Origin of the sequence: Endozoicomonas sp. SCSIO W0465 (genome assembly GCF_023716865.1) — a bacterium.
Lineage (GTDB): Bacteria > Pseudomonadota > Gammaproteobacteria > Pseudomonadales > Endozoicomonadaceae > Endozoicomonas.
On the sequence record NZ_CP092417.1, the window covers coordinates 6,094,606 to 6,115,503 of the forward strand.

The 20,898-nt window shown below is 49.0% G+C and carries 19 protein-coding genes and 1 pseudogene; 7 read left to right on the plus strand and 13 right to left on the minus strand.

All coding sequences use genetic code 11. From position 1 onward, the window contains the following. Window positions 1-17: 17 nt before the first annotated feature. Together MJO57_RS27410 and MJO57_RS27415 are read right to left on the minus strand one after the other, a co-directional pair. A complete protein-coding gene (locus MJO57_RS27410; RefSeq protein WP_252020248.1) occupies window positions 18-2,984 on the minus strand; it encodes an LPD38 domain-containing protein in 2,967 nt (988 codons plus the stop codon). 920 nt (window positions 2,985-3,904) lie between these two features. After that, the gene (locus tag MJO57_RS27415) at window positions 3,905-5,332 is read right to left on the minus strand and encodes an IS4 family transposase (RefSeq protein WP_252017676.1); all 1,428 of its coding nucleotides are present in this window, start codon (window positions 5,330-5,332) and stop codon (window positions 3,905-3,907) included. Window positions 5,333-5,376: 44 nt separating this feature from the next. Here MJO57_RS27415 and MJO57_RS27420 point away from each other — a divergent pair, with 44 nt between their 5' ends. Beyond that, a complete protein-coding gene (locus MJO57_RS27420; protein WP_252020249.1) occupies window positions 5,377-6,357 on the plus strand; it encodes a reverse transcriptase domain-containing protein in 981 nt (326 codons plus the stop codon). Here the strand turns inward: MJO57_RS27420 and MJO57_RS27425 are convergent. The 10 genes from MJO57_RS27425 to MJO57_RS27470 all read right to left on the minus strand — a co-directional run bounded on the left by MJO57_RS27425 (window position 6,348) and on the right by MJO57_RS27470 (window position 13,377). Then, window positions 6,348-6,581, minus strand: a complete 234-nt coding sequence (locus MJO57_RS27425; protein ID WP_252020250.1) for a hypothetical protein — start codon at window positions 6,579-6,581, stop codon at window positions 6,348-6,350. The genes MJO57_RS27420 and MJO57_RS27425 overlap by 10 nt on opposite strands. Window positions 6,582-6,671: 90 nt before the next feature. Continuing rightward, window positions 6,672-7,028 carry a hypothetical protein gene (locus MJO57_RS27430; RefSeq protein WP_252020251.1) on the minus strand — a complete coding sequence of 119 codons (357 nt, stop codon included), beginning with the start codon at window positions 7,026-7,028 and terminating at the stop codon, window positions 6,672-6,674. Window positions 7,029-7,045: 17 nt separating this feature from the next. Beyond that, entirely contained in the window at window positions 7,046-7,951 is a 906-nt protein-coding gene (locus MJO57_RS27435; RefSeq protein ID WP_252020252.1) for a hypothetical protein, read from the minus strand. A gap of 93 nt (window positions 7,952-8,044) precedes the next feature. Beyond that, window positions 8,045-8,296: a type II toxin-antitoxin system Phd/YefM family antitoxin gene (locus tag MJO57_RS27440; RefSeq protein ID WP_252027131.1), complete on the minus strand. Its 252-nt coding sequence runs from the start codon at window positions 8,294-8,296 to the stop codon at window positions 8,045-8,047. Between the two features lie 128 nt (window positions 8,297-8,424). Further along, window positions 8,425-8,808, minus strand: a complete 384-nt coding sequence (locus MJO57_RS27445; protein ID WP_252020253.1) for a hypothetical protein — start codon at window positions 8,806-8,808, stop codon at window positions 8,425-8,427. Further along, window positions 8,769-9,311 carry a hypothetical protein gene (locus MJO57_RS27450; RefSeq protein ID WP_252020254.1) on the minus strand — a complete coding sequence of 181 codons (543 nt, stop codon included), beginning with the start codon at window positions 9,309-9,311 and terminating at the stop codon, window positions 8,769-8,771. The genes MJO57_RS27445 and MJO57_RS27450 overlap by 40 nt, the downstream gene beginning before the upstream one ends. Before the next feature lie 32 nt (window positions 9,312-9,343). Continuing rightward, window positions 9,344-9,703: a Fic family protein gene (locus MJO57_RS33505; RefSeq protein WP_371924698.1), complete on the minus strand. Its 360-nt coding sequence runs from the start codon at window positions 9,701-9,703 to the stop codon at window positions 9,344-9,346. Window positions 9,704-10,062: 359 nt separating this feature from the next. Next, the gene (locus MJO57_RS27460; protein WP_252020255.1) at window positions 10,063-10,626 is read right to left on the minus strand and encodes a hypothetical protein; all 564 of its coding nucleotides are present in this window, start codon (window positions 10,624-10,626) and stop codon (window positions 10,063-10,065) included. Window positions 10,627-10,628: 2 nt separating this feature from the next. Continuing rightward, complete coding sequence (locus tag MJO57_RS27465) at window positions 10,629-12,332, minus strand: phosphatidylinositol 4-kinase (RefSeq protein WP_252020256.1); 1,704 nt, start codon at window positions 12,330-12,332, stop codon at window positions 10,629-10,631. 373 nt (window positions 12,333-12,705) lie between these two features. Further along, the gene (locus MJO57_RS27470; protein WP_252020257.1) at window positions 12,706-13,377 is read right to left on the minus strand and encodes a hypothetical protein; all 672 of its coding nucleotides are present in this window, start codon (window positions 13,375-13,377) and stop codon (window positions 12,706-12,708) included. Window positions 13,378-13,516: 139 nt separating this feature from the next. Between MJO57_RS27470 and MJO57_RS33510 the strand changes: the two are divergent. The 4 genes and pseudogenes from MJO57_RS33510 (at window position 13,517) to MJO57_RS27495 (ending at window position 17,000) form a co-directional block, all read left to right on the plus strand. Next, a pseudogene (locus tag MJO57_RS33510) lies at window positions 13,517-14,951 on the plus strand (IS4 family transposase). Between the two features lie 45 nt (window positions 14,952-14,996). Continuing rightward, entirely contained in the window at window positions 14,997-15,356 is a 360-nt protein-coding gene (locus MJO57_RS27485) for a hypothetical protein (protein ID WP_252020260.1), read from the plus strand. Window positions 15,357-15,609: 253 nt separating this feature from the next. Continuing rightward, the gene (locus MJO57_RS27490) at window positions 15,610-16,455 is read left to right on the plus strand and encodes a hypothetical protein (RefSeq protein WP_252020262.1); all 846 of its coding nucleotides are present in this window, start codon (window positions 15,610-15,612) and stop codon (window positions 16,453-16,455) included. Between the two features lie 125 nt (window positions 16,456-16,580). Then, on the plus strand, window positions 16,581-17,000 hold the full coding sequence (locus MJO57_RS27495; protein ID WP_252020264.1) for a plasmid pRiA4b ORF-3 family protein: 420 nt from the start codon (window positions 16,581-16,583) through the stop codon (window positions 16,998-17,000). A gap of 126 nt (window positions 17,001-17,126) precedes the next feature. Here the strand turns inward: MJO57_RS27495 and MJO57_RS27500 are convergent, their stop codons facing one another. Next, window positions 17,127-17,678: a hypothetical protein gene (locus MJO57_RS27500; RefSeq protein WP_252020266.1), complete on the minus strand. Its 552-nt coding sequence runs from the start codon at window positions 17,676-17,678 to the stop codon at window positions 17,127-17,129. A gap of 1,195 nt (window positions 17,679-18,873) precedes the next feature. On the opposite strand from MJO57_RS27500, the gene MJO57_RS27505 reads away from it, so the two are divergent. Beyond that, a complete protein-coding gene (locus MJO57_RS27505; RefSeq protein ID WP_252017335.1) occupies window positions 18,874-19,914 on the plus strand; it encodes an IS1595 family transposase in 1,041 nt (346 codons plus the stop codon). Window positions 19,915-19,971: 57 nt separating this feature from the next. Continuing rightward, entirely contained in the window at window positions 19,972-20,889 is a 918-nt protein-coding gene (locus MJO57_RS27510; protein WP_252020267.1) for a plasmid pRiA4b ORF-3 family protein, read from the plus strand. Window positions 20,890-20,898: the final 9 nt, after the last annotated feature.

Consider the following 20,898-nt stretch of genomic DNA (forward strand, 5'->3'; position numbering starts at 1 on the left):
AAAGGTTCTTATGAAAATCACATTTCCCGGACCGGCTTCTGATAGCGCTTCACGGCCTGCGCACTCAGTTGGTTGATCTTTCCATTCAGCTCATCCAGCCCGGCGCGTTTTTTCCTGGCACTTAGCCCTCTGTCCTCCATCACCCTGCGCAACTCCTTGCGCAGCTTGCTGATATCCCGGCTGGCCTTGTTAAGACCGGCTTTCTGCTTCAACTTGTCAGCGGCGTTCTGTTTCAGTTCGTTCTCTCGCCGGGTTTCACCAGTCTCCTGATAGTGCTTGATGGACGATGCAATGGCGTTCACCTCTTTGTTCAATTCGTACAGCTCGTTGGTATAACGGGTGCTGCCTTTGATGCGATCACCAAAGAACGAACCAACCACCGGGTAGTCCTGTTTATTCCAGGCAGGCTTTTCACCAGCACCGGTCAGTTGTCGGGTAACGGCATCGGTGACCATCAAAGTGCCGGTAGCAAAAGCATTGAAATACCCTTTCAGCAGGTGTTCCAGCTTCTTGGGGGAGCGCATCCAGTCCGGCGCACCTTCCGGCAGGTACTTCACCAGCTCCTTCAGAGTCTCACTGGTGTACGGGTCATACTGTGCTTCGGGCTTCAGGTGCTGCAAGCTCATGGGCACAATATCCCTGTCCCGGAAACGGTCCCGATTCTCGCCCACTTCCCAGATTGGCTTGACAAACTGCGGTATGGGAGTGGACTCCAGGTTGAACATCGCCATCCCCAGGGTCATCAGGGCGTCCTTTGTCCACCTGGCGTCTTCATGCCCCATCATGCCCTGCCACAGAAACTCCGGAATGGTGGCAAAGATATGCCCTACCTCGAACGGCTTGGGTATTCTGTAGTGGCCGTCTTCCCCGTCACCGATCCAGAAATGGTGGTAGGCCACCTTCTCATCGGTGCTCAGCTGTTTATAACGGTCATCCTCTTCAAACATTCGCACCAGCAACCAGGAGGCAAAGCAGTACATCAACCCCCGTGTCAGTACGTCACCGGAAAAGGCACTCCAGTGAAGTTCATCACCAGGCTTGACGCCCCGCCACATCCGGTTAAGCCCCTGTAGCAAACTATTAGTAAACTGGATGGACTGGGTCAGGAACCGGACAATGCCCCACTGGCCCTTACGGGTAAAGTTCATCACATCCAGCGACTGATAGGCGGCTTCAGCCGTGGAACCGCCTTCCTCCTTGACCCGTTCAAATACATGCAGCCGGTTGGAATCCTCAAACCGGGCACCGATGCTGTCCCAGAAGTCGATCAGTCTGCCGGGAGTGCTCAGGATACGCTTCTGTTCCGCAGGGGAGAGCTTCTTGCGGATATTGTCATACCCCCGGCGATAATGACCGCTACTACTGCTGCCCCCGGCCATTTTCATGGCCCATAGCGATTCATCGTCATCCAGCGACTTTCTGAAACCCCGGATGGCACCGGCCAGCGGGTTCATGCCCACCACCCGGCCATTTACCTCCGGGGCAATATGCACTGCCGTCGAGATCGTATCCCTGGTCAGGTTGCGGAACCAGTAGGCAGGCAACGCCGTTACCCCACGTCGGACAATCCGGCTGGGAATGCCCACCAGTTTCATAAACCCACTGTGTAGCTCCGGCCCGATGTCCTGAATGGATGCCAGCAGTAACTTATCCTCAACGGCATAGGTTTCCAGCTTGCCGTCGCGGGAGACACTGGTGGTGCCTTTCAGGGTTTCGTACCTGGCCATGAGTGACTTCCAGCCGCGCATCTGTGCTGGCGTCAGATCGGTACTCACGCCGATCCCCTGAAGGGCTGCCTTTACATCGTCGTCAGTAAAGGTAATGGCCGACTCTATTTTCTCCACGGCCCCCAGTTGCAGTGCATTGTCGAGCACCCGTTGCTGGGCGATGTTCTTCAGGGCCGCATCGAGCATGGAACGGGTATTGCGCACCATGGCTTCCAGCGGCGCGATCTTCTCTACCCCGCCTTGCAACCGCTGAATGCCGGAGGTCTGGCCGCCGAGTCCCCTTTTCCGTCGAATAAATGGCTGGTTTTCTTCCTGGTATTCCAGGTCGTGTATCCGGTGGAACGGAATGTAGTCGCCGGTATCGAACAGTTTGCGAACATCCCGATTAAGGGTACCGGCGGCTTCCATAAAGTCCAGCAGGTCGTGGTTGTGCTGCTGGTAATCGTCCATCACCTGCCTGAACCGCTTGGCCAGCTCCGGTTGGGTATGTACCCAGTTCTGAATGGTGTCGATTCGCTTCTGGTCGTATAGGTTCTCCCGGTTCTGGCCGCTGAGTTCCTTGCCCAGTTTCAGGTCTTTCTCCATTTGCCTGCGGTCACGGTTCCAGCCGGTTCGACCGCCGGGGTACTCATCCGGTGCCACAGCATCCAGCGTTTCTTTCAATGCCTGCCCCTGAGCCAATAACTGATTGCCTTTGGCTCTGGCGGCCTTGTCTTCATCCATGATCCGCTGCGCCCGGTGACTGCCTTCATACACTTCCCAGATGGCCAGCTCATCCCGTCCGGTGACTGGCTTCAGCAGTTCAAACAACCCCTTGCTGCCCGGTTTAATGACGATGCTGCCGTCTTTCAACATCGGAGTGCCTTTATGGAATGTGGCATCGGTCACGTTGTCCAGGTTGCGAGCCAGGTAAACGGCCTTGCTGGCGGATACGGTTGCGTCCATAAGCTTGCCATCATTCAGTTGCTTTTCCTGCTGTTCAATAATGGCGGCGTCGGTGAACACGCCCTGATGGACGTGCAGCAGTCCCCGCTTGATATGTTCTTTCAGTGGCCTGGCATCCCACCACTCCTGTAACCGGTCGTACCACTGTTTCGGAGCGATCCCGCCGTGGATGTCGTTGATAACGGTTGCTACATCGTCGGGCAGGTCTTTCAGGGCGTAGCGGGTAGCGTTGTCAGGCTTTGTTTTTTTGCCCTGCTTCTTGCCCTTGAGTGAAAAGAGCGGCTGCCCATCCTTCAGCACCGAGTCTTTCATCTTGGTACGCCCGGCATGGGCATGAACTGATGGGGTGAAAGTCCCCTGTGGGAGAACCTACATCTGACTGGCGGTAAAGACGCCTGCTGATGACAACCACTAGCTTAAGGCAAGTGCAGTCCCGCGAGGGGCTGTGCGGAGGCAGTCTGAGTGCAAAGGTGCGAGCCGACGTACAGAAATCGCATATAAGGCTGAGTCTCTGGGCGAGTGAGCCAAGGATCACAAAGCCCTATGGTTCGTGAGACACGGTAAATGCGGCGGTTGTGCACTGAAAGTTCATGTCCTTATCCGGGGAGATCTGTTCAACATGCGATTGGTAATTCCCAGTTCTCAGCCACTGGTTACAACAGGCTCGGCGAACAGGTCTCATCATCCTGTTCGAGCAAACCCGATGGCAACCAATAGCGCCAGCAGAGGTAACTCCGCGTGGTGATTGGACAGAAGTCAGCAGAGGCCATAGTAGCTGTACGACAGAAGCCATTAACGGATGGGAAGTCGTTAGCGAAGGGCCGAACATCGACGACAAAGAGGAGACTGATTCCCTCAAGGCGATGCAGCCGTCCGGCGACTCACCGTACTTGGCGACAGAATCTTTAACCAGCTTTGAACCATGATCTACTAAATTGCGTACTTGAACCGGCTAATCTGGCAAGTGCATGGAAACAGGTCAAAAGCAACAAGGGTGCTCCGGGTATTGATGGAGTCACTATTGAAGCTTATCCAGACTTTGCCAAACAGCATTGGCCTTCAGTGCGTCAAGCCTTATTGGACGGAACCTACCAGCCATCACCCGTGCGCCGACATGTTATAGAAAAGCCGGACGGCGGTGAGCGTTTGCTGGGAATCCCTACCGTGATGGATAGGGTCATACAGCAGGCCATTGTGCAGGTGCTGACCCCTGTCTTTGATCTGACTCTTGATCACATCTCTCCAGCGCTGAACTGCCGGGCTATCTGCCAGGTTTTTACCCGATCCTGCAATTTCGCCCAGCCTTCCCATACCACTAACCAGCCGGGCTGCCCTGTATGCTTTGAATCACCCCAACCACCAAGCCGAGCAATCGTTTGAAGCAGCCAAGTGACTGTTGGCGGCTTATCGGGCAACGCTTTTTTTTCATAGGTTAGCCAGAGAACCTGCCATTCATCATCACTGACCACCTCATTCGCGAGTGTTTTTTCACTCCAAAGCTTTCTGTCTTTGTGCTGCCTGTCATTCGGTAACATTAATGCTTCACGGATTTGCATTAGTCTGACAGCGACAAACATTAATATGACCGCAAGTCGTTCAATGTTATCCGGAGATTGCAGACGAAGCCTTTCTACTCCTGCTCCCGATTTCCAAGCCTTATGGAACTCTTCTATTCGCCATCGGAGCTCGTAAAATCGAATGATAGAGCGACAGTCTTCGAATGTTTCAATATCTTCAGTTGTCAATAGTACCCAGTGCAAACGGTCTTCGGAGTCATTGCCAATCTCTTCAGCCGACACAATATTCATAGTTACCGGTTCCGGCCTGCCGCCTGGCCTTTGCGGCGCCTGTATTGTCATCTTCTTTCTTTTGACCTGCAGCGTTGCCTTTCGCTTCTTTCTACCTCCTTTTTGAGGAACCACTATCGTATATTTCCCCAACACTTCAGTCTGAGCTAAGGAATCAAATAATAAGAGTTCGCCATCCACCAGGATTCTGTTTTGTGTAGCTCTTACAACAAACCGCTGTCGGTTATCCAGTTTGTAGTGCATATATTCGTATATATCCGCCTCCCGGTCGCAAACACTGATGATGTCAGGCATTTTACCCCCCATCCTTTGTTCTGTGTTTTCAGAGGCTCTTTGCCACTTAAAGCTTTCCTTTCCCTCGTAAGGTAGCTGACGACGTTGGTTCTTTTTCCCCCGCTGAACGTCCTCTCTAACCCATCGTTCTTGATCAATAAGCCCAATGCTTCGCTCTGTATCCGCATCAACCAAGAAGACAGAGTGGACGTGGAATCCTCTGGTTTTAGAGCCTTCAGGACCTCCAAGATCACCAAGCTCGGATCTGACAGCATGTTTATAACCCAGGGTTGTTGTATCTTCGAGAGCCAGAAGTAGGCGAGACTGTCTCGCTATTTTGGCAGTTGCCTGAAAGCCTGCCTCAGCTATTGCTTCAGGCTTTACGGCCTCATTCTCAATCAGCCGGTAAGCTCCAGTTACCAGTGCGGTATAACCTTCGCATGAAGATGACAAAGAATTACCGGTATGAGCTGAAAGCTCGGCAGCAACTTTGACAAGTCGTTTTGTACGTCGAGTATCGCCCAAATCAGCACATCCAAAAGTTAGTTCTGACCATGGTTTAGGAGAAAGTGGAAGCATGACCTGTTTTATCAGTGAGAAATGATAGAACAAGGTAGCTATTTGTGATCAAGAGACAGGTCTTTGATCCGGGTTTCTCTCCAAACAGCTTCGGCTACCGACCGGGACGGTCAGCACACGACGGAGTCCGTCAGGTTAAGCAGTTGATCAACCGGGGGCTTCATTACGCTGTTGACGTTGATCTGAGTAAATTCTTTGATACGGTTAATCACGACGTTTTGATGTCGAGGGTCTCCCGTAAGGTCCGCGACAAACGCCTTCTGAAACTGATTGGTAGCTACCTGCGCTCCGGTGTCATGATTGAGGGCAATGTCTACCCGACCAGGGTTGGCATGCCACAGGGTGGGCCTTTATCACCCTTGCTGTCTAATGTGGTCCTCGACGAACTCGACAAGGAGCTTGAATATCGGGGTCATTGCTTTGCAATATACTGTGATGATTTTGTGATTCTCGTCAAAAGTCAGCGTGCAGGGGATCGGGTGATGCACAGCATTACCCAATTCATTGAACGCAAATTGAAACTGAAGATTAACTCCCGGAAAAGTAAAGTTGTGAAAGCAACAGAAAGCGAATTCCTGAGTTTCACCTTCACAGGGAAGAAAGTTCGCTGGGCCCAGAAGTGTCTGGACCGATTCAAATACCGGATACTCAAGTTGACCAGTCGTCGCTGGGGTGTCTCAATGCAACATCGGTTACGCAAATTGGCACAATATATCCGGGGTTGGATGGGGTATTTCCGGTTATCGGAATATCACCGACCAATTCCCCTGCTGGATCAATGGATACGTCGGCGAATCCGTTGCTGCTTTCTGAAGCAATGGCGCAAGCCGAAAACCCGTTTTAAGAATCTGGTCAGGTTAGGCGTTGATAAAATTAACGCCGCCAAGATCGCAGCCAGCAGCAAAGGGTATTACCGTCTGAGTAAAACCTATGCGGTACAACAGGCACTGAATAACAGTTACCTCGCGAAAATTGGGCTTGTTTCATTGAAAGACTTATGGATCAGGTTTCACCATCATCGTTGAACCGCCCGGTGCGGACCCGCATGCCGGGTGCTGTGGGGAGGGCTGGAGAAAGACCGGCCCTTACCCGATTCGGTAACGATAACCGACCAGACGGTATCCGGTTTGGTATCGTATGGGTACTGAGATCCACTGAAGTTGATAGCCACCGGCTCAAGCTTCGCTCCCCACTTTTTGGTGTACTTCTTCATGTAGTTGGCAAGGCGCTTGTCGTAGAACTCCTTCATGCCCCTGGCGCCGCTGTCGCCGATTACCTCGTCCAGATTATCCAGGGTGAATGACTCTTCGTGGGGTGCTCTCTCGGGTTAATAGCTGACTTAGCAATCAAGTAAAACTTTGCCTGACATAACGTTAGACCACAGTTGTTCCCAGCGTCCCTTGCTATGGATAAGAGACCTTGTTTCCAGCAGTACTTCTGCCCCGGCTAATTTCCACCTCATTCCTGAACTGCATAGCCGTTGTTTGACCAATGTCTTACATGCTGCTTCTGTGACTCCGGAACCGATCGGCCAGTTGTGCTCCAGAGCCTCTTGATACTTCATTAAGTGATGATTGTTGGTAAAGTAGGTCACTGCCTTGTAACGCTTTTCTATCAGTGCCGTCGTCTTTTTCGGGAGTTCTGCTGATTCAATCTCCTTCAGTATTTTCCTGGCCGCACCGCATGTGTGTTTCAAGTTATGGAGCCTATCTTCTAACCAGACCTTTCTCCTGGCTTTACTGTCCGGAAATAATGCTTCTGCTGCCCGGCCAAGTATTCCGAGGCATGATAAAAATCGAGTATCTGAGCAGAGGTATGCTTCGTCAGATAGCGCCAGTTTTCTTTAGCCCCATCAGCGACCCCCACATAAGTCGCTTGTGGATAAAGGCGTTTTAGTTTTGCAATCTCTTCGTCCAATTTGCCCATAAAGCTTTGCTTGCCATATTCAGGTGAGCTGGCGGTATAAATAGTGTGCAATCGATCACCATTGGCCGAGTAAAGACTCAGGGTTCCACACATCGCTTCTCTCCAGCCGTGTTCACAGAGCAACATGCAGGTGCCATCCAGACCTATGGCAATGGTTTCGACAGGTTCTGGCAGGAGCGGCAAGTCATATTCGATGTCATTCTGGTCTTCAATTAATGCACCTACCCTGTCGGATAAATGCTTGATATACGAGTTAGACAGAGTTCTTTGATGGTTGGTTGCAAAGTCTTCTTTAACAGCAGGAGCGGGCATCTGACTGTATTTCCAAGCGAGTGTTTTGGCAAACTTGGGGGTAGCTGAGCCGACAATACCGGTGCGAAGATCAAGAGGCGCCAGCGTAACACCACCTCTGCCCCCCTGATAAACAGAACGTTCCATAGGCACACATCCATACATGGTTTCATATCGCTTCAGCACCTTTCCCTTGTAACTCCACTTCTGCTGGTTTACGACAATGGGGTCTTTGTTGGGTGGTTCAAACAGTTCAAGCAACTCTTTTGTTCCGAGCTGTCCTGCTTCATTCAATGCTCGCTGCAGTCCATCTTCAAGATCCAGCATGTTGCCAGATTCAATGGGTACTTCAATTTGCAACACAATGGTTTTTGGTTTACGGGCAACGACAGAAGCAGGCATGGCGACAGATTACGACTGTGAAAGATGGTTCCCATAATAGTCGTGATTGGGGTGCACATAGGTTTCAATTATTCAGAGAGAACACCCCCCGCATCATTTATTATCCAGATACTTTGCCCTGATATTGTTCAGCACCTGGTCACCCGACAGTGTTTTGCCCTCTGCTTCGTCTTTGGCACCAAAAGATAATAGCTTCAACAACGCGGTGGCTTCTTGCCTGCGTTCTCTGTCTTCAAAGGATTCAATGACATAGACTGGCTTGCCATTTTGTGTCACGATAATCGGTTCTTCCAGGTCCAGGTTAGCCGCATTCTTTTTTACAAAGCTGATCGGTTCAATTCTCATCACTTTGCCTCCTGTTTATGGCCTAAATATAGTCCATATATAGATCTTTTGCTATCGGGATGTGGCCGGTCACTCTGGCCAGCTTTTACGGTTTTGATCATCGGCATTGTTCTTGGTCGTGCTGTGTATTATAGGGGGGCGATGGCGCTCTGTGCTTTGAAGAACCGGTAACCTTTAATTGTGAGTCCGTGATTTATACGAAGCAGGGCTGTCAGATTCTCTAATGAAGGGCCGTGCCCGTCAGCCAGCTCAGGAATGTTCAAGACGGACAGGCGTTTATCGAATGACTGCTGCTTGTCATAATCGGGGAAACTGGCGTCGATCAGCCGGGACTTCCAGTAGAGTGGTTGTGGATCGTAGTCGCCATAGCCGTAGTCAAAAAAATCGACAGTGCGTTCGCGCAGGTTAAGCTTAACCCTTTCACGAAGCATGGGAATGGGCTGGGTTGTAAAACCCTCGTAGGTCATCAGGGTCAGTTTGCCGGAGCGGATATGAATTTTTGCCAGATCCACTCCATCGGTTTCTGAAAAGAGTTGTCATTACCTGTAAATACTCGTCCTAATGCCGTTGATTTATTGGCTTGGGTGATGTCTACAATTGACTCGATCCCTTCAATTTCAGGCGGCTTTCTATCAAATCGAATGGTGAGTTTGGTTTTTGTTTTAGGGTCAAAGGCAAACTCAGCCCGTGTACCGTGGGTTAGTTTGTAGGACCAGAACTTGTCTGTGTTGTCCTTTTTGTGGAGTGCAACCAGATCTGTATTTCGGTTGAGAATTTCAATGGCATCCACTCCGGAGATGGATACATTTTTATCCGTTGCTTTTTTACTGGTAATTGAGCTTGGCATTATTTTGTCTTCCTGTCTGATGGTTTTATTTTTTAGATGGGTAGAGTGCTCATTATCAGCAATCTGGTCAGTTTGATGATGACTGCTGTTATGATTCGAGTGCTTGCGTTTATCGCGCTTTTCTATCGATAAATGGATTGACCAGGGGCCAATATGAAACGTTGCCATATTTGGTGATTCCTTTTTAGTCAGCAGTTGTTTTACTTTGAAGAACCGCTGTCGTCGTCTGAACTGCCAAATACTTCTGATTTTTTTCTATTCTCCCAGCGGACGGCTGTGACAATACCGAATATTCCATTGTTATTGGGGCGTCGCCACCGGACAGGAATATTTTCATTTCTGTTTTTAGTAAGAACCTCCAGGGACTCCATTAAATCAGGGTGGTAGTAGTCTGCCTTGTTGTTGACCATGTATCGGCTCAGGTAGAGAACCGGTAAGTTCAGTAATTCCTGCTCAATGAGATACAGAATATTCAGTACCCGACCCGTACGGCCATTGCCATCAATAAAAGGATGTTTGAGAGTCGGGCGTCCTTTTTGAATGAGCCCAAGAATAGACACGTGCCCTCACTTTTCCCGGAATAAGTCTGTGGATAAGTTGTTGGCAGGTTGTGTTTATACTGTCAGCAGTTCGTTATAACCCATTGCAGTATATGCCTGTAGAATTATTATCCCCTTTTTCAGTTATCCGGAATTTGTGTGGAAAAGATTGTGGATAAACCGTTAGGGGATAAAGGCAGCCTTTCAGGCAGGCGGGGTAAGAATAGTTGGTTAAATATTGATCAATGAGAATCCTCATATTCCGGATACTGCTCCGGCGCTTCACCTTTACGTTCGATCACCTGGATATCAGATGTACTCTCTTCACTGCCGTGCATGACCACGATGTCAAACTCCCAGTTCCAGGGTTTTTTTGAACATTAAACCTGTTTGCCAGTTAGCCAGTCAGCAGCTGCGTCCAGTGGGTTGGCGGCCATTTCCCATTTCACTTTCTCTCCGGACTGCTTGATGATCCCCCAGTGTCCGGGTTGAAAGAATGAACGACAGATAACCAGTTTTTCATCGGCTGCCAGATGATTGGTTGCTACAGAGTCCTGACAGGCAATGTAAAGCTGGCTGGTGAGGTCATAGTCCACAATCTGTTTTTCCTGCCAGCCTTTCGGCGTTTCCGGTAGACCATCCTGAAACAGCACTGCAATGTGTTGATCAATCATGTAGTAGTGCATTGCTCTGGAAGAAAAACCATGACCGGATACACCAAAGACGACCATGCTTGGGCACTGACCAGTTAGTAACTGGTTCAGGTAGAACTGGAAATGATAGGGGTCGGGCAGGGAGGGGTCTGTCGTGAACAGTGCCGAATGGGGGATTTGCTGAAGTTTACCGATAAATTTGTGATGCAACGGTGGGCAGGGCAGTCCCTCGCTGGTCAGGAGTGCAACAGCTGATTGATAACAGTTACGGCCTGGTTCGTGCTCAAACATAGCTATAAACCTCCTGATTGTCCCTGGACGGATAATAGATAGCTGTCGGGTGCATAGTGGCGCTGGAATTGCGCAGCATTCAATCCTGTTGACGGATCTTTCCATTGCTGCCAATTCTCAATAACCCGGCCATTGCTTGCCAGCCTGGAGGCATGGCTCTGCAGTTCTTTCACACGGCTGACCGTAGACTCTGCTTCCTCTCGGGTTATCAATCCATCCATTTGCTGATGAATCTGCGCCGGAGTGATTGACATCAGTTTCTCATAAACTTTGGCATCAATCACCGAAGGTAACCCTGCGGTACTTCCTGCAAACCGGCGAACCCCCCCGGGCTTTGAGGGGGTGCGTACCTGATGGAGACCAGGGTAGAAACCCATGTCATTATCAATCAGCGTAACCTTACCGTCTTCCGGATCGATAAACAGGTTGCCTGGATGACGATCTTGTTGGGCACAGATTCCATCAAGCCATTCTGCACTGTTGAGCTGTTCCTGAATCTTTGCTGCTTTTTGAGGCTGGCTATCGTCTTCAACCGGGGTCCAGTTAATTTGGTTAGTACTTTGGTCATAAGGCTTAACACCTTTGGCCACATCCATCAGTACGCCGACTTGTCCGTCGTGAACCGTCAGCTCCATCTCAGGCATCAGTCCGGTTCCCAGCAGGTTGTCAAATTTTGCTGCTGCAAAGTTGCGTGTGGCAAATCTTGGTTTGCTTTTATCAAGATAGTTTTCTGCGCCAATAATGGAGTCAAATGGGCAAGGATCAAAAGGGTCATCACCTTTAAAGATTTTTTCGACCACGCCGGTGGTGGTCTGAAACTGGAGTTTAGTTACTGAATGAATTGCACCTGAACCAAACTTTTGATCAGACCCTCGTATTAGATGGCTATCGTTAAAAGAGCTGAAATGCTTGACCATAGTAGGCGTCAGGTCGTATCCAAGTCGTTTTAGCTCCATAGCCTGAGTCAGATCCAGTGAGCCTGCAACACTTGAAACTCCCGGATCATCCATAACCTGAAGCATCAGCTTCTGTTCATTATGAAGGCTCTGCAATAACCTGTTCAGTTGTTGGTATTCTGTTGGATGCATCATTCTGCCTTGCTGACAAAGCAGCTGGCGCAGCTCGTTAATACCTTTCTGCAAATTATCAATGACCTGCCTACCCTGCTGCTCAATTTCACCTTTGTTAGCTGATAAGGGTTGCTTAAGGGCTTGACTGTGCAGAGAAATATTGATGCTGATCTGACCAAGCTTACCGCCTTTTACCAGTAATGCATGGTTTTCCCCCCAGGGGGTTTTGCCCTGATAATGAGCAGACCAGGCTGCATTCATTATGTTTCTGGAGACTTGCTGGGGCTGCTCAAATTGAGCGGTTACCCGCTCCCTGGAAACCAGGCGACGGTACTTTATATTTTTGTACAGTGCGGCCCCTTCACCCGATACTTTTTGGCGTTGTGGTAGTTGAGTACTGTTGGATTTTGATGATAATGCGGTTGGGTTGACATGATTTTGTGGAGAAACCATCTTTGCTCCACGCATGTGAACCGATCTTTGGGGGTGCGTAGGTGCTTGTTGATGAAAATGTTTGGTTGCCTTATAGCGAGCGACGGCACGATTAAAAGTTGCCCCAATTTTTTTTATACCACTTTTTACGGGACTTAACAGCGACGCATGATTTTGCTGATTGACTCCCTCTATGCTCGCCATACCCTTTCCCTGCCTACAAAAAGCTTTTTTTAATTATGTTGAAAAGTATAGTGAAACCAAAAAACCTGGGTCCGCCCTGCTTTGCAAGGAAAAGTTTTCCATCATGACTAAAGAGTAATGCTTCCACTGTCTTAATAAAGAGACCGGCCTTTGGGGTGATGTCTCAAAGGATGGGACGGATGCCTGAAAGCAAGAAAGTCACTTTATAGAAATCACTCGCTGATCTACTTCCAGAGAAAAATTCACCACCTATCGTCATATCCTCAAGGTGGAGCCAGCAGGTGTTGAGAAAGTTATCAAGGCGCTGGCTTATCAATGTTCGACAAGCAACAGCCAGCCATGCAGCAGAACATTCATCAATATGGGTAATTAGTTATTTGGCCTGCTGATTCAGGGCTTCCAAAGGTATTTCGGGTTCTGTTGCTATCGGTATCTTGTTCTGGCGCTGGCAGTATTGGTAGAGAGCGCAGGCACCAATGCCAGCAACGATTGTGAAAGCAGTCCCTAAGCTGGCACCCACAACAACCCAGTTGCTCAGGGTTTCAACCAATGGTATGGGCGTTGTGGGTAGTGTTGATGTTGGAGGCATACCAGTAAATGTCATTGAGGCTGCCGGTAACGTCACCACGGTTTCTGTCACTGGTGCAGTGGTTGTCATTGCAGCCGCTGCCAATGGTGCTGTGGCATTGATCGTGGCATTGATGGTCGGTAACGGCGTTGCGATGCTCTGTTCTGGCGTGGTCGCGTTGATCATTATCGTGTTGTTGAACGGTGTCGGGGTTGCCAGATTCAGGCTGGACGACGGGGTGCTTGCCTCGGCCATGGCTGTGTTGTTGAGCGGTGTCATTACCGGTTGTTGTGAGGTGGTATCAGCCATCACGGTTTCATTGACGGAGGCCGCCGTTGGCTGCGGTAACGGGCTATGTTGCCGGGTACCAGGTGAATGGCCCGGTGTGGCGGTAGATGCAGTGTTGGCCATTGCCGTTTCGTTGAAAATTGCCGGGGCTGTCAGATTAACACTGGACAGCGGGGTGGTAGTTATCATTGCAGCCGTTGCCAATGGTGCTGTGGGATAGTCCGTGGCATTGCTGGTCGGTAACGGCGTTGCGATGCTCTGTTCTGGCGCTGTCTCTTGATCACAAATAGCTACCTTGTTCTATCATTTCTCACTGATAAAACAGGTCATGCTTCCACTTTCTCCTAAACCATGGTCAGAACTAACTTTTGGATGTGCTGATTTGGGCGATACTCGACGTACAAAACGACTTGTCAAAGTTGCTGCCGAGCTTTCAGCTCATACCGGTAATTCTTTGTCATCTTCATGCGAAGGTTATACCGCACTGGTAACTGGAGCTTACCGGCTGATTGAGAATGAGGCCGTAAAGCCTGAAGCAATAGCTGAGGCAGGCTTTCAGGCAACTGCCAAAATAGCGAGACAGTCTCGCCTACTTCTGGCTCTCGAAGATACAACAACCCTGGGTTATAAACATGCTGTCAGATCCGAGCTTGGTGATCTTGGAGGTCCTGAAGGCTCTAAAACCAGAGGATTCCACGTCCACTCTGTCTTCTTGGTTGATGCGGATACAGAGCGAAGCATTGGGCTTATTGATCAAGAACGATGGGTTAGAGAGGACGTTCAGCGGGGGAAAAAGAACCAACGTCGTCAGCTACCTTACGAGGGAAAGGAAAGCTTTAAGTGGCAAAGAGCCTCTGAAAACACAGAACAAAGGATGGGGGGTAAAATGCCTGACATCATCAGTGTTTGCGACCGGGAGGCGGATATATACGAATATATGCACTACAAACTGGATAACCGACAGCGGTTTGTTGTAAGAGCTACACAAAACAGAATCCTGGTGGATGGCGAACTCTTATTATTTGATTCCTTAGCTCAGACTTCAGACTGAAGTGTTGGGGAAATATACGATAGTGGTTCCTCAAAAAGGAGGTAGAAAGAAGCGAAAGGCAACGCTGCAGGTCAAAAGAAAGAAGATGACAATACAGGCGCCGCAAAGGCCAGGCGGCAGGCCGGAATCGGTAACTATGAATATTGTGTCGGCTGAAGAGATTGGCAATGACTCCGAAGACCGTTTGCACTGGGTACTATTGACAACTGAAGATATTGAAACATTCGAAGACTGTCGCTCTATCATTCGATTTTACGAGCTCCGATGGCGAATAGAAGAGTTCCATAAGGCTTGGAAATCGGGAGCAGGAGTAGAAAGGCTTCGTCTGCAATCTCCGGATAACATTGAACGACTTGCGGTCATATTAATGTTTGTCGCTGTCAGACTAATGCAAATCCGTGAAGCATTAATGTTACCGAATGACAGGCAGCACAAAGACAGAAAGCTTTGGAGTGAAAAAACACTCGCGAATGAGGTGGTCAGTGATGATGAATGGCAGGTTCTCTGGCTAACCTATGAAAAAAAAGCGTTGCCCGATAAGCCGCCAACAGTCACTTGGCTGCTTCAAACGATTGCTCGGCTTGGTGGTTGGGGTGATTCAAAGCATACAGGGCAGCCCGGCTGGTTAGTGGTATGGGAAGGCTGGGCGAAATTGCAGGATCGGGTAAAAACCTGGCAGATAGCCCGGCAGTTCAGCGCTGGAGAGATGTGATCAAGAGTCAGCCCACTACCGGAGTGTGATGATCTGACTCTTGCTTTGATGTTTGGCCGCCGTTACACCGATGTGTGGCTGCCTCTTGAATATACTGGTGAAGTGCTTCTCGGGAATGATTGGGTTGGTAATCTGGGTCGCGGACATCATGGCAGTGCTCCGGCAGTTGAGTACAACGAGATCAAGAAGGTTGTGTTCGCAAAAGGTAAGATTCAGCAGATAACGGATGTCTCGGATCAGTATGTAGAAAAACGACAAGCCCTGATCAAAGCGGAAGAGGAAAAGCGGGAAAAAAAATGGAACATTGAGGAACGCAGGCGTCGAAGAATGCACTTTAAGCGAAAAATCCTGGGATTCTTCACCAAGAAAAAGCAGCCCATGGCAACACATCGACATGATTTGTGACGTTTAACCGAAGTCAGAATTAACCGCTGGGCTGGCGGTTTTTTTTCGTCTGAAGAAAAAGGAAACCGGAGCGGGGCTTGATTCTTAAGTAAGTTCATTCAAAAAGGACTTTCGTCAATAAAAGGCAGTAGTAACACCTTTGCCGCTTCTCTTTTTTATCAATAGCCTTAACAGAAGAAGCCAAACAGGAAGCGCAAATAAACCTACGATACAGAGCAAACCGATTAGACTATTGCTGACATCAATAATCTGCATGGCGTTCGATACAGCGATGAAACTGATCAAACTTTCACCTGAAAACCTGAAAATTGTTCAGGAACAAACCTTCTCGGATGTACAGCCCTGCTCACTGCTTCAGGATTTCAACCGCTTTTTAAACCGGGTAATGGCTCAGCCCGTGCCGCTGAGCAAAGGAAAACTGCAGCCAATCCAAAAATGGGCCGCGCTATTCAATGATGAACTGACCGAGCCAGACCGCACCACGCTGAAACGGCCTCTCACCATTCACTATCCATCAGTTCTTGGCTTATACCTGCTGGTTCGAGCCGCCGACCTTGGCAGGATTATTATAGCGGGTACTCGAAAATTTCAACTGGTCATCAACGACACCATGATGGCGCAATGGCAACAACTGTCAGCCACCGAGCAGTATTTTTCCCTGCTGGACGCCTGGCTCACCATGGGCCATGCGAGCATTATTGGTGAAGATCTTGGCAGTCGTGATAGTCGTATCCTGGGTTGCGCTGGCGTTAACTTTCTAAGGCAGGGTTTATTCACAGAAGACCCTATCCAGACGCTGAGCCTTGAAGTTCTGCCGTCTCAACTGGGGGCATACAATGTAAGCCTGTTGAGACTGTTTGGCCTGGTCAAGCTTCAATGGCAGGACAGCCATCAGCTGAAACACCTGCAGTTCACTCCCCTCGGCGTGGTTCTCTTTAACCGGTTTCACAGATCCATAGACCTAGAAGGGCTGGCGATTCCCCGGGGTTGCGTGGATGAACTTTACGAAGTCGATGGTATGCAGAATGTGGTTCAACCCTGGCGAGAAGACATCCGGCAGTTGCTTCATCCACAAAAAGCCGACGCATTTAACAGTTAGGCTCTTTTCGGGTTACAGACTGCTCTGCAATGAAAATTGGCCAAAGGCCTTGATATACAATGCCTTCAGGAAACTGCTGGCTAAATATTGCCAAGCCCTGCCACAGGAGGATTCCAGCCTGATTTATGAAATCAGCAGTCTGCAATACGAAAAGAGCCAACAGTTATATCATCAATGCTTCACTGTTTGCCTATAAGTGCCGGCGAACCCTGATGGTGCCTGCCGAATCTACACTGGATCAACTGGCAAACGCGATTCTCAGTGCCTTTTCGTTCAGCAACCACAAGCTCTTCTACTTTTTTTGTGAAGATTGCTATGGTCACTCTTATCACATAGAACATCCATTGATACAACAGCCCAATGTGGATCATACCAACGACATCTGCCTTAAAGATCTGCCACTGGTACCAGGTGACCATCTGACGTTTATTTATGACCTCGACACTGAGTGGGAGTTTACACTCCAGATCGTCGATGGCGTGGATGAAAAACCGGACAGTATTATGCTTACCGAAGCAAAAGGGGAAGCTCCCCGGGAGTACTGACCGAGGCTGGCATCGTGTCTTGCATTTTATGGCTTACCAGATCGGCAGAACCTCCTGGCTTGCCCAGCAGCCGCGCAGTGGTGCTTTACTTACCCACCCGTAATGGAACCTGATCATTTCCTCCTGTTATCGGGTAAGTGTTTCCGGCTGGTATTCATAAAGACTGTCCATCAGACGAACCACGACAAAGAGCAGGTTATTGGTCAGAGCGATGGCCGGGATCCGTGCCGAATCGAAGCTGGCATAGTGAAGCACCTGATCATCCAGGTAATTCAGCAGTGCTACCGGAGTGCCGGACTCCATGCAACGCTGGACAAACCGATCATTCAGTGTTGAGGACAGTTTTGATGCCATCGGGCTTTCGGGGCTGAGCGACTTGAACTCAGCATCCAGCAAGGCCATTTTAGACTCCAGCCACCGGGTATCCTCTGGTTCCTGTGGGGCTTCGCCCAGTGTCCGGTGATAGACCAGAACGATATCGAAACAGAGATCCATAAACAGGTTAGCCATATCGACATTATCTTCAGCAATGGCGTCTGACAGCACACCGTAGATGGCGTTATAAAGCTGACTCTGGTGGTTTTCAAAATGATCCAGCAGTCGGGTGCCCTGCTCTTCTGATAACGACCTTCCCCACTGCACAATATCATCCACATCTTGCCGGGTTAACGGTTTCATCTTGATTCTCCCCTCGCAAAACTATCTGCCATTCGCTGGCCAGCCAAAGGTTGATCGTTATGCTTGTTTTTTTGTTCAGGGTCAAGGGATGGATACCTGATCAGGCGGCGTTGCAGAAACGTCTTCAGAAAGGCCTGAAGAATAACGTGGCCGGGTCCTGATTATTCCATTCATTCATCATAAAAGGCACGGCACCCGTTTTTCATACCGACGGACAGTGGCACAGCCGTCGACCATATGATGGATAACTTTAGTCGTCCACTAATTCCGTGGATAACTCGGTGCACAACCCGTGGGATAATCAATGAAACAGGGGAAAAAGCAGAACAAAAACAGATTGTTTATTTTTTGAACAGCAGTGAATAACTCATCAAAACAAAAACCCCGCATAAAGCGAGGCCCGTAGAGAACGACCGGAGTCGTCATGGGTTCCCGGGCATCCTGCTTGGTTTTTCGAGGCTTCCGTCGGTTCACATCACTGTGACACCGTATAACCTCATCCTTGATGCTTCACTCAACTCAAGGTCTTAGCCTGTTTGTTGAGCCGGCTATTTTACGAACAGTGCCGTATCATCCTATCCGCTCAGATACGGAATACACTGCTTATTCCCCGTATCAATCAATAAAAAAACCTCGCCCGAAGCAAGGCTGCAAGTGCTGAAAAATCAGCCGTAAGCGGTTTTTATTATTATTGGGGTGGTATTTATTCTTAGCCAGAGAGTTAGTTTTGCTGTTCTTATTATCAGGCTCCGAAACAATCACTATCGACTTCGGCAATCACTCAATGGATAAGCACAGATTACGTATTTACTGAAACGGAAGAGTTGGTCTGAGTCACCGAACCTTGGTTGACAATCGGATTGTCAAGGGAGAGTAAGCAGGTTGACCAAAATATAATTTGGTTGATACTGAAGCCTCAATAAAAAATTTATAAAATATGAACTCGCCCGCATACCGGATGGCTTTTCTGACCTGCTTACTGAAGTGACTTTTACTAAACTATAACTTTCTGTGAACCCGCTCCCACTGTGCTTTCGCTGAACTCATCAACATGCTGGCTGGCAATGGAAATAAAATTGAGCGCAATGATATTTGAAACCAAAACGACGGAAGCCATAGCGGCTTTCACGGCTAAGTTACCGTTAATGGTTGAATCAGCTAAACTCCCATAAAATCTACGTTGTAGGGGAGTGATATGCAATCTGAACTCTTCCAGAATTTTATTGATTCCATTTCAACATTAACCAGTGAACAGCGAGACATTCTTAACAACTCGCTCCTTAGTACTCAAATAGAGGTTACCGAGGTAGTAGAAACCACTGACTCTGAACCTGTTTACAGTGAATCTATACCCAATAACGATAATGCAACACCTGACGTAGAAAAGAGCATACTTGCCCAATTTGCCGAAAACCCCAGGTGCCCCAAATGCAAAAGCCATAGCGTTGGTCGCTGGGGCATACGAAATGGCCGACAGCGCTACCACTGCAAGACTTGCGACTCAACGTTTAACGCCTTTAGTGGAACGCCTTTGGCAAGGCTCAGGCACCCTGAAAAATGGAACAAGTACCTCGCAGGTATGACTCACTCTATGGTCTTGCGACCAGCTGCTGCTGAGAATGCCATTGACTTGAAAACCGCGTTCCGCTGGCGTCACCGCTTTCTTGAAGTGATTAATAATGATCAAGCAGAAGAGCTTTGTGGCATTACTGAGCTTGATGAAACATTTTTCCGTGAATCCTTCAAAGGGCAAAGAGAAGGCCTTCCACGGCCAACCCGAAAGCGGGGTAATGATCCCAACAAAGCCCGAAAAGTCCCGGTAATGGTGGCTCGGGACCGTAATCGAAATACCGTTGACGGTGTATTAGAAAACGAAAGTGCTAATGAATTGTGCAGGCATTTAAATGGCCGCATATCGATACAGGCCACGGTCTGTGCGGATGCACACCTCGCTCACGAAAAACTTGCTGACAAGCTTGGATTTGTCTTCAAGGAGCTGGTGACATCAGCAGGTCAACATGTTGTTGAAGGCATCTACCACATCCAGACTGTAAATTCTTATCACAGTCATTTAAAACGCTGGATTGGCGGCGTATTCCAAGGGGTTGCAACTCGTTACCTTCCCCATTATCTGGCCTGGAGGCGAGAACTGACGGCAGCAAAAAAATTAACTGTTGGCCGGTTGATCAGCAGAATTACTGAACATTGGTGCTTCCAACCATTAACGGTAACTTAGCCGGCTTTCACCCTGTCTGACCTCCAGCAGATATTTATCCGGGATTTTGATGTTTTTTTGGACTACCTGGTTAAAAACCCGGTTCCTTTATCGAAAAACAAGAACCTGCCTCCGGTTAAATGGGCTCAGTCACTTAACAGCCTTCTGTCAAAGCCAGAAATACTGACGTTGCAACGACCAATGCTCCCTCATTATGCACAAATCATGGGGCTATTATTGTTGGCTCGCAGCTCAAGTCTTGCCAGCCTTCAGCCGGACAGCAGGGGGAATGCAGAGCTCCATATCAATGAAACCCTGTACCAGCAGTGGCAGGGAATGAATGATATTGAGCGGTATTTTTCCTTGCTTGAAGCATGGATTAATCGAGGCTATGCCATGAGTGTCGGGGAGCGCATCAGTTCTATCGATGATCGTTTTCTGCCCGGGTTTATGATGATTTTCGGCGACAATGACATTTGGCAAGACAAAGCTGTTAATGATCCCGACTTCTGGTTGCGCAGGGGTAAGGCGTTCAATCTGTCCATTCTCAAAATGGCCGGACTGGCCGAGTTTCACCTTGAGGATAACAATCGGAAAATCCATTCTCTGAAATTAACATCCTGGGGGCAGTTGTTTTTAAGCACTTGTCGGCAAGGGTTTATAGATTCACTGAAAAGCGGCGAATATGAAGACGGTGATGAGCAAATCAACCTGCTACCTGCGATAAAGGCAGTTCGGCCAGATTTTCAACGCACCTTTGAGCAGCCGGAACCGGTTATTGCTGCCAGTTATGTACTGTCAGTTGCTTTGGGAAATGAGTGTACCCGTACACTGAAAATATCGGCTAACCATCTGCTTGATGACCTGGCGGAAGCCATCCTTGACGCCTTTGATTTTGATAATGATCACCTTTATCACTTTCAGTATCTGAATGAATTTGGTGCGGACCGAAAAATTGCTCATCCGGCTGTCGATGACTGCGACGGCTCTACCTAGTTCTCGTCC